The organism is Pseudooceanicola atlanticus (assembly GCF_000768315.1).
GTDB lineage: Bacteria > Pseudomonadota > Alphaproteobacteria > Rhodobacterales > Rhodobacteraceae > Pseudooceanicola > Pseudooceanicola atlanticus.
On record NZ_AQQX01000024.1, the window covers coordinates 20,627 to 29,077 of the forward strand.

Consider the following 8,451-nt stretch of genomic DNA (forward strand, 5'->3'; position numbering starts at 1 on the left):
ATAAGGGCTTGTACTCAATGTAGAAAATCGCCCTGCAGGGGCGATTTCCCGTCCTTTGTCAAATGGATCGCGCTTCGCGCTCATTGCACCACGCGATGCGGTCTCCGCATCGCGCATCGCGTCTTTTGCGCCCCGTCTCTTGCACCCCGCAAGACGGGTTTTGCCGCGCGCTAACCGTCTCGTGTCACCCGCAGAACGACATACGGGAGACTGCCTCCCGTCGTCTGGAGCGCGCTATCCGTCACCTGCATTCCATCCGCAGCACATCGCCAAGCGCATCCCGACATTTGGAGGGTGTGTGGTGCCCCGCGACGAATGCTGAAGGCGCCACGGCAGACGTCGCACGGTCATCGCACAACGCCGCCCGCTGCATGCCAAACGCGGGTCGCATCCCGACTTCTGCTTGACCCCTCCGCCTCATGCGTTTAGCGCCATTTTGGTATTATCGTTTCGAATCACTATTTTTGCGGAGGATCAGAATGCCGAACGAAAATCTTGTGGTGATCGCAGCGATGGCCCGGAAAGGGGGCAGTGGAAAAACGACGCTTTCGCGCGCCTTGATCAGCGCCGCGATCGCCGGCGGACGCAGAGTGATGTTGATCGACACGGACAGCACGAGAGTACTCGGGGCATGGCATGCTCGGGCGGAAGCCGGTGGGCTGAGTTCGCCGCTTCTCTGCTCGGCCACCGTCGAAAGCGTGGCGGGTGTCGAGGACCAGATCGATCAGGTCTACATGGCAGGCACAGCAGACTTCATCTTCATCGATACCGCAGGGGTCGGTGCCGAATGGTCAGACGGCATCGCGGTGCTTGCGGACCACATTGTGACGCCCGTCATGCTGTCAACGTCTGATTTCGATGTCGGCGCGCAGACTGCTGATTGGTTCGAGAAGCTGAAATCCCGTGTTGACGATCCCTCCAGCCTTCCGCGCCACCACGTTGTTCTCAACATGGTCGACCCGAAAACAACCCGTGCTGACGCTGCGCTGATTGAAGAAGCCCTCACCCGATTTCCGGTGATTGAGACCGTCATGATGCGACGGAACACTTACAAGGAGATGGACCAGAAGGGGCTTCTCCACGCCTTGGCACTGGAAAAGCAAGCCGATCCGAATCCCCTGATGCGCCCACATGTACGTCATGTCGTCGAGGCGCTCGAGGAGGCGACGGACATCCTCAACAACATTCTTGCTGCGTGAGGACAGTCGATTGCGCAAGAAGATCCCGACCATCACCAGGCCCGACCCAGCCTACGCCGCCACCCTGCAACAGGGTGACCGCGAGGTTCCAGGGAAGGAAGACGAGGCACAGGTCACAGCAACAAAGACAGGCACCCCATCCGCTGACGTTGACGCTGATCGGCACGAGTCAGAGCGTGCGCCGGAAGGTGCCGTGGCGCCGCACCAAGTCACCGCGGAAAGCTCTGCCCTGCATACCAGCCTGAGTGCTCCCGTATCGACCGCGACCAAGAGCCCGACCCGTAAGATCGACATCAGGGTCAACGCACTCGAACGACAGGAAGCAGCGCTGGAGATTTGTGGTGTTGAGCCGGCACATGTGGTGCGTGCCGCCCTGCGCCGTGCAATCAAAGGCTGGCAACTGTCGCCGGTCTTCGCCCCAGTCGCGGAGGAGCGACGCACTCGCAACACGCAGTGGCAGGCCCGGACATCTCTGGCAGTCGATGCGGCCAGCCTGGGTATCCTCCTCCGGGACCACGACCCCCTCGACGTCTTGAGTAAATGGGCCCTGATCCGCGGCCAGGTGGAACCACGCATATGGGGCGCGATCGACAAAATCTTGGAAGAAATTGCGGATCGCGCTGCATCGCCGCATGAACCGCACGCACCGTAAGGTACCTATCTGAAAAGACAACTTGCATTTCGCCGGTGGATTTTCGCCCACCGGCAGAAGCTCGCCTTGCAGTTGCGGAAAGCGTGGCGCTAATGAGCGTCATAGGGAATTTCAGACCTCAGTGGTGACGAGTTACGAGGTCCATTTAGGAGGAACGCATTATGAACACGAAGCCCCGCCTGACTGGCGAACCGATCATGCGCATCCTCTGCAAGACATCTGAAAATCTGGTCGGCTACCTTTACCAATGGAACAATGGCGACGTGCAGCCTGCCTGGTTCGACGGCGCTATGGCGGACGTTCGCTATGAACCATTCATTCAAGCGACGGAACAGAACCCAGTCGATCCGAAGACCCCCAGACCGCGTCAGCAAGATCTGACGCACCTTGAAAAGGCCTAGCTCAAGGTCTCGCGTCGGTTTGTGGGTCATCCCGTCCCGCAGGTCCTTTGAGCGATAGAGTTGACTTTTATGCCTCGAAAGTGGTCTAGATATGAGTTATAGAAAGGATGTCTATAACTCATGGCTTGGAACTGGACGCTGCCCGATTGGCCGGATTTCCGGTATGACGCCTCCGCTCTGGAGCCGTTCGAGCAGACGTTTCTGCTGTCGTCCGGAGAAATCCTCGGCGCGGTCCATCATGTCAGCCAGCCGGAGCGCGAGCAACTCCGCATCGAACTTCTCAGCGAGGAAGCGATGCAGACGAGCGCCATCGAGGGTGAAATCCTCGACCGGCTCAGTGTCCAGTCTTCGCTGCGCCGCCATCTAGGCCTCGATCCGGACAGCTACCCTGCCAAACCGCGCGAACAGGGCGTCGCGGAAATGATGGTGGACGTCTATTCCAGCTTTGCGGACACGCTGAGCCACGAGACGTTATACCGCTGGCATCGGATGCTCCTGTCCCATGACCGTCGGTTGGAAACCATCGGGGCTTACCGACAACACGCCGAGGCGATGCAAATCGTTTCTGGCCGCCTCGACCGGCCGACGATCCATTTCGAAGCGCCTCCCTCGGAGCGGGTCATGCCTGAGATGGAGCGATACGCGGATTGGTTCAATAAGACCGGGCCGGGGGGAGCAGAGCCGCTTCCAGCGCTGACGCGCGCAGGGCTAAGCCACCTCTATTTCGAGAGTATCCACCCATTCGAAGACGGCAACGGCCGCTTGGGTCGCGCCCTCGCTGAAAAGTCGCTGGCGCAGAACATTGGCCAGCCGACCCTCATCTCGCTCGCCTTCACCATCGAGAAGGAGCGCAAGGCCTACTACGACCAGCTCGGGCAGCATCAAAAAACGCTCGACGTGACCGAATGGCTCGTCTGGTTCGCGGAAGTTGTCTTAAAGGCCCAACAGGTCACACTCGACCGCGTCGGCTTCTTCATCAACAAAGCGCACTTCTACGATCGGCACAGAGACCACTTGAACGAACGCCAGGCCAAGGCCATCGCTCGAATGTTTCGGGAAGGCCCTGGCGGTTTCGAAGGCGGCCTCAGCGCCGACAACTATCTCAAGATCACCGGAACTTCACGCGCAACGGCGACCCGCGATCTGCAGGATCTGGTCGAGAAGGGTGCGCTCAACCGAACCGGTGAGCGACGCCATACGAGATACTGGTTGAACCTGAATGAGCGGGAGCGATCACAATGACAAACGTGCCTCCGACAAAACGAAATCCTTCTCTCGTTGGGCTGACTGTCTGGGATTTTTCCGAGTGCACGGATCTAGGGCAACTGCTAAGTTTTAAGAAAACAATAAGGAAGTCTCGATTTGAGCAGTGAAATCGCAAGCCAGGGCAGCCTATTTACATCCGACTTTCTAACCGAAACCATTCAGGGTGTTTCGGAGTGGAACATCCTTGGCGACGCTGATCTCGACCAGTTTGGCGCGTCTCTCCGATCGCTCTTTGATCGTTTCCCGACTTCCCAGACACCAAATGAAAGCCAGACAGAAGATGATCTGATCTGGCCAATCCTCGAAGCACTCGGCTGGACGGAATCCCTTCGCCAGCAAAATCTGTCGCCACGCGGTCGCGAAGATGTGCCCGATGGTCTGCTCTTTGGCAGCTCTGAGGCGAAGGCCAAGGCGAACGGCTTTCCCGAAGAGTGGAAGCGCTATGAGTTCGGTAGCGCCGTGGTCGAATCCAAAAGATGGGCACGTCCCCTCGATCGCCGCTCCGGTCGGCGTGGGGAGGAAACCGCCCCGTCAACCCAGATGCTCCGTTACTTGCGCCGCATCGACGACATCACGAACGGCGCACTGCGTTGGGGCGTTCTGACCAATGGCTCAAAGTGGCGACTATATTTCTCAGGTGCGCGATCCGTGTCTGAACAGTTCTTCGAGCTGGACATCGCGGCGATCTTGGATTTGCCAGGGCATAATGACGGGCTTTTTGCGCTCAATGACGCCGATCGTCGTCACTGGCTGAAGGTCTTCTACCTCGTTTTCCGGCGCGAGGCATTCGTGCCTCCGGGCACTGATCCGCGCACGTTCCACGAGAAAGCCCTCGAAGAAGGCAAGTTCTACGAAGAGCGCGTTGCCGAAGACCTCTCCAACAAGGTTTTCGGGGAGGTGTTCCCGGACCTGGTGCGCGCCATCGTCAAGGCTGCCCCCGAGGCTGATCTCCAGGAGGTACGCGCCGCCGCATTGATCTTGCTCTATCGGCTCTTGTTCATCCTATATGCCGAAGACCGCGACCTGCTTCCGGTCAAGGACACCCGCTATGACGATTACGGGTTGCGCAACAAGGTGCGCCTCGATGTCAAGGAGCGCAAAGACAGGAACGATGTCTTCTCTGAGACCGCCGCGCGCTATTGGGGCGCGATGGCCGATCTGTTCATGGCGATCGACCAGGGGGACGCCTCGATCGGCTTGCCGCCCTACAATGGCGGTCTATTCGACCAGGAGCGCCATGCTATCCTGACCAATATCCGCATCCCCGATGCGGTCATGGCGCGCGTGATCGACGCGCTTTCCTTCGAGGTGACGCCAGAAGGGCGCAAATACATCAACTACCGCAACCTCTCGGTGCAGCAACTTGGCTCGATCTATGAGCGGCTGCTCGAATACGAGGTGACGCGCGACGACGACGACATCACCGTTCAGCCCAACATTTTCGCGCGCAAGGGATCGGGCAGTTACTACACGCCCGACGATCTCGTCCAGCTCATCCTGACCGAGACCCTGGAACCACTTGTCGAAGAGCGCAAACGCGCCTTCGGAGACAAGATTGCAGAGCTGGCGCAGGGGGACTTGCCCGATCATCGCAAGATCGGCCAGCTCAAGCGCCTCGATCCGGCGACCGCGCTTCTCGATCTGAAGATCTGCGACCCGGCAATGGGCTCCGGCCATTTCCTTGTGAGCCTGGTAGACTTCATGGCCGACCAAGTGATCGCCGCAATGGCCGAGGCCGAACTCGATGCACCCCAGGAATGGGGGGACTATATATCTCCGCTTGGCGAGCGGATAGACACGATCCGCAACACCATCCTTGCCAACGCTGACGAACGGAACTGGGCGATCGACGAGGAGCAACTCGACGACCGGCACATCATTCGCCGGATGGTTCTAAAGCGCTGCATTTACGGCGTCGATAAGAACCCGATGGCGGTCGAACTCGCAAAAGTGGCTCTGTGGCTGCATACTTTCACCGTAGGCGCGCCACTGTCTTTCCTAGATCACCACTTGCGGTGCGGTGACAGCCTTTTTGGGTCGTGGGTGAAGAGCGGTATCGACAAGGCAGCGACATACGGAACACCGCTCCTCCTGCACGAACCCATGAGGCGGGCTTTGCGGGCAGCCTCAAAGATGCAGATCGTCGAGGGGCTGACAGACGCTGAGATCGCCGAGGCACACCGTTCTGCTGACGTGTTTGCCGAGGTGGAGGAGATGACTGCACCCCTCGACGCGCTGCTAAAATTCATTCACGCACTGGAATGGATTGGCGTCAAAGACAAGGCTGGGAAGGCGGCGCTGAAGGTTTTCTTCGACGGGCAATTCGGTGATCCCTTGGCCATTGCCATGGGCAAACGTGATCCCCGGATCAAGCGTGCCGCCGACCAACGGTTTGCGGAAATACTCGAAGAAGCTCGGACGTTGATAGCCGAAGAAAATTTCCTCAATTGGCAAGTCACGTTCCCAGGCATCTGGTCGGATTGGGAAGATGAAGCGCTCACAGGCGGGTTCGACGCCATCGTCGGAAACCCACCATGGGACCGGATAAAGCTTCAGCAGGTCGAATGGTTTGCTGCCCGCCGTCCGGAAATTGCCCGGGTTCAACGTGCTGCGGACCGCAAAGCTCTGATCGCTGATCTGCAGAAGGCTGGCGACCCGCTCGCAGCGGAGTTCGAAAAAGCGAATGCCCGTGCAGAAACAACCAGCCGGATGGCAAGAAAGGGAGGAGATTACCCTCTCCTTTCCGGTGGCGACACGAATTTCAACTCACTGTTTGTCGAAAGGGCGCGAAAGATAATCGCCCCTGGCGGGATCGTCGGGCTGCTGATCCCATCTGGCATCGCCACGGAAACCAGCTCGCAGGAGTTCTTTTCGCAGCTGATCGAAGGGCATGCCGCGTCTTGCTATCTCGACTTCTTCAACAAGCGGGCCTCCGGACCCCTCTTTTTCCCAGACGTCTACTACCGCTTCAAGTTCAGCGTCCTTGTCTTCTCAGGAGGTGACAAGACTTTCGACCAATGCCGCTTTGCCACTTTTGTTCGGGACATTGCCGAACTGAAGGACCCCCGCAAAGTGTTCAGCATGGGTGTCGATCACTTCAAACACGTCAATCCGAACTCCATGACCGCACCGGTTTATCGAGCTACCCGGGACCGGGAAATCTCGACCGAGATCTATGACAGGTTTCCAGTACTCGTAGATCGCTCGTCGGGGGATGAAGTCAAAGCCTGGCCAGTCCAGTACGCCACACTCTATCACATGGCCAACTCTTCGGACCAGTTTCGGACCGCCAAGGAACTGCAGGAAAAGGAAGGCGCTTGGCCAGAAGGCGGCGGTGTCTGGGGCAGCTCACAGGGAACGTGGGTGCCGCTTTACGAAGGCAAGATGGTCCAAGCGTTCGATCATCGCGCGTCCGGCATTACGACTGTCGACGCGAACCTCCACCGGAGCGGACAGGGAGCCGCAACCACGGACGAGCAAAAGCATGACCCGAACCACGTCATTGCGCCTCGCTACTTTGTGCTCGATCCCGGCGACCTGCGCGTCGAATTGGCGATCAAGGATGTCACATCCACGACGAATGCCCGGTCCTTGATTTCCTGCATCATCCCGCCGTTCGGCGCCGGACACACCCTTCCAATCCTGCGGATCGAAATCGAAGACGCAAAAGAACGTGCAGAAGCCCAAGCCATACTGGCGGCATCGCTTAACAGCACCATGGTCGACTTCGTCGCCAGGACCAAGATCCTGAGCAACCACGCAAGCTGGTACATTCTGGAACAGCTTCCGATGATCCCAGCCGCAGAGTTTCAATCGACACGATTTGGCAGCAAGTCCGCGTCGCAGATCGTGTGTGAAACCGTATTGGAGCTGACCTACACCTCCCACGACATGGCACCGTTTGCGCGCGATCTGGGTTACATCGATGACGCAGGGGCAGTCCGCCCCCCGTTTGTTTGGGATGAAAACAGACGTGCAATGCTGCGCGCCAAGCTCGACGCGCTGTTCTTCATTCTGTACGGCCTCACCGATCGTGACGATGTCCGCTATGTCTTCTCGACCTTCCCAATCGTTGAACGACAAGAGGAAGACGCCTTCGGCGAGTTTCGAAGCCGCGAGCTTTGCCTTGCCTGGATGAACGCGCTCGCCGCCGGAAACCCCGACGCGGAGATCAGGCTATGAGCAACGTCAACGTCAAACGCGCCGTCGAGAACATCCGATCGGGAACAAATGTCTACACCCCGCTCGTCGAAACCATCGTGAACGCGATCCAGGCCATTGAAGCCGCATCCGTCGACAAAGGCCGCGTCGATATTCTCGTGAAGCGGTCGAATCAAGAAGACCTTGAGGGCGGCCAGCCACCTGTCGAGAGTTTCACAGTCATCGATAACGGTATCGGCTTCAATGACGAGAACAGGGATTCATTCGACACCCTCTATTCCGATCACAAGATCGCGCAGGGCGGCAAGGGGTTTGGGCGCTTCACCTGTTTGAAGTACTTCGACGATTTGCTCATCGAGAGCGTTTTCGAACACGAAGGGGGGCGAACAAAGCGCACCTTCAAAATGGGCAAGCATGTTAATTTCCGCTGAGAAGTGACCCGGTATTTTCACCGAGATTTGACCCGCCCTTACAGCTTATCAGCGGTCATGTTTTGGTCAATGCGGGGGTCTCCTTTCGCTTTTGCTTTGCAGCCTCGGAGCTGGCCTTGAAGCGGTAGCTGTCGTTGCCGGTCTCCAGGATATGACAGCGATGTGTGAGGCGATCGAGGAGCGCCGTTGTCATCTTGGCGTCCCCGAAGACCTGGGCCCATTCCGCGAAGCTGAGGTTGGTTGTGATGATGACGCTGGTGCGCTCATAGAGCTTGCTGAGGAGATGGAACATGACCTGCCCCCCGCGAAATCCCTCACCTTAATGTAGAGTCTGCGCCAAC

At 58.3% G+C, this 8,451-nt stretch carries 6 protein-coding genes and 1 pseudogene; 6 read left to right on the forward strand and 1 reads right to left on the reverse strand.

The features are described from left to right. Positions 1-479: 479 nt before the first annotated feature. The 6 genes from ATO9_RS22045 (at position 480) to ATO9_RS22070 (ending at position 8,110) form a co-directional block, all read left to right on the forward strand. Positions 480-1,199, forward strand: a complete 720-nt coding sequence (locus ATO9_RS22045) for a ParA family protein (RefSeq protein WP_043754641.1) — start codon at positions 480-482, stop codon at positions 1,197-1,199. 10 nt (positions 1,200-1,209) lie between these two features. Then, positions 1,210-1,851, forward strand: a complete 642-nt coding sequence (locus ATO9_RS22050) for a hypothetical protein (protein WP_043754643.1) — start codon at positions 1,210-1,212, stop codon at positions 1,849-1,851. 161 nt (positions 1,852-2,012) lie between these two features. Next, positions 2,013-2,252, forward strand: coding sequence for a hypothetical protein (locus tag ATO9_RS22055; protein ID WP_043754644.1), 240 nt, complete (start codon positions 2,013-2,015; stop codon positions 2,250-2,252). Positions 2,253-2,372: 120 nt separating this feature from the next. Then, complete coding sequence (locus ATO9_RS22060) at positions 2,373-3,494, forward strand: Fic family protein (RefSeq protein WP_043754647.1); 1,122 nt, start codon at positions 2,373-2,375, stop codon at positions 3,492-3,494. Positions 3,495-3,614: 120 nt separating this feature from the next. Beyond that, positions 3,615-7,700: an Eco57I restriction-modification methylase domain-containing protein gene (locus ATO9_RS22065; RefSeq protein WP_043754649.1), complete on the forward strand. Its 4,086-nt coding sequence runs from the start codon at positions 3,615-3,617 to the stop codon at positions 7,698-7,700. Further along, positions 7,697-8,110 carry an ATP-binding protein gene (locus tag ATO9_RS22070; protein ID WP_043754651.1) on the forward strand — a complete coding sequence of 138 codons (414 nt, stop codon included), beginning with the start codon at positions 7,697-7,699 and terminating at the stop codon, positions 8,108-8,110. The genes ATO9_RS22065 and ATO9_RS22070 overlap by 4 nt, the downstream gene beginning before the upstream one ends. Before the next feature lie 55 nt (positions 8,111-8,165). On the opposite strand, the pseudogene ATO9_RS22075 reads toward ATO9_RS22070, so the two are convergent. Beyond that, positions 8,166-8,414, reverse strand: a pseudogene (locus tag ATO9_RS22075) (ATP-binding protein); the annotation flags it as partial. Between the last annotated feature and the right edge of the window lie 37 nt (positions 8,415-8,451).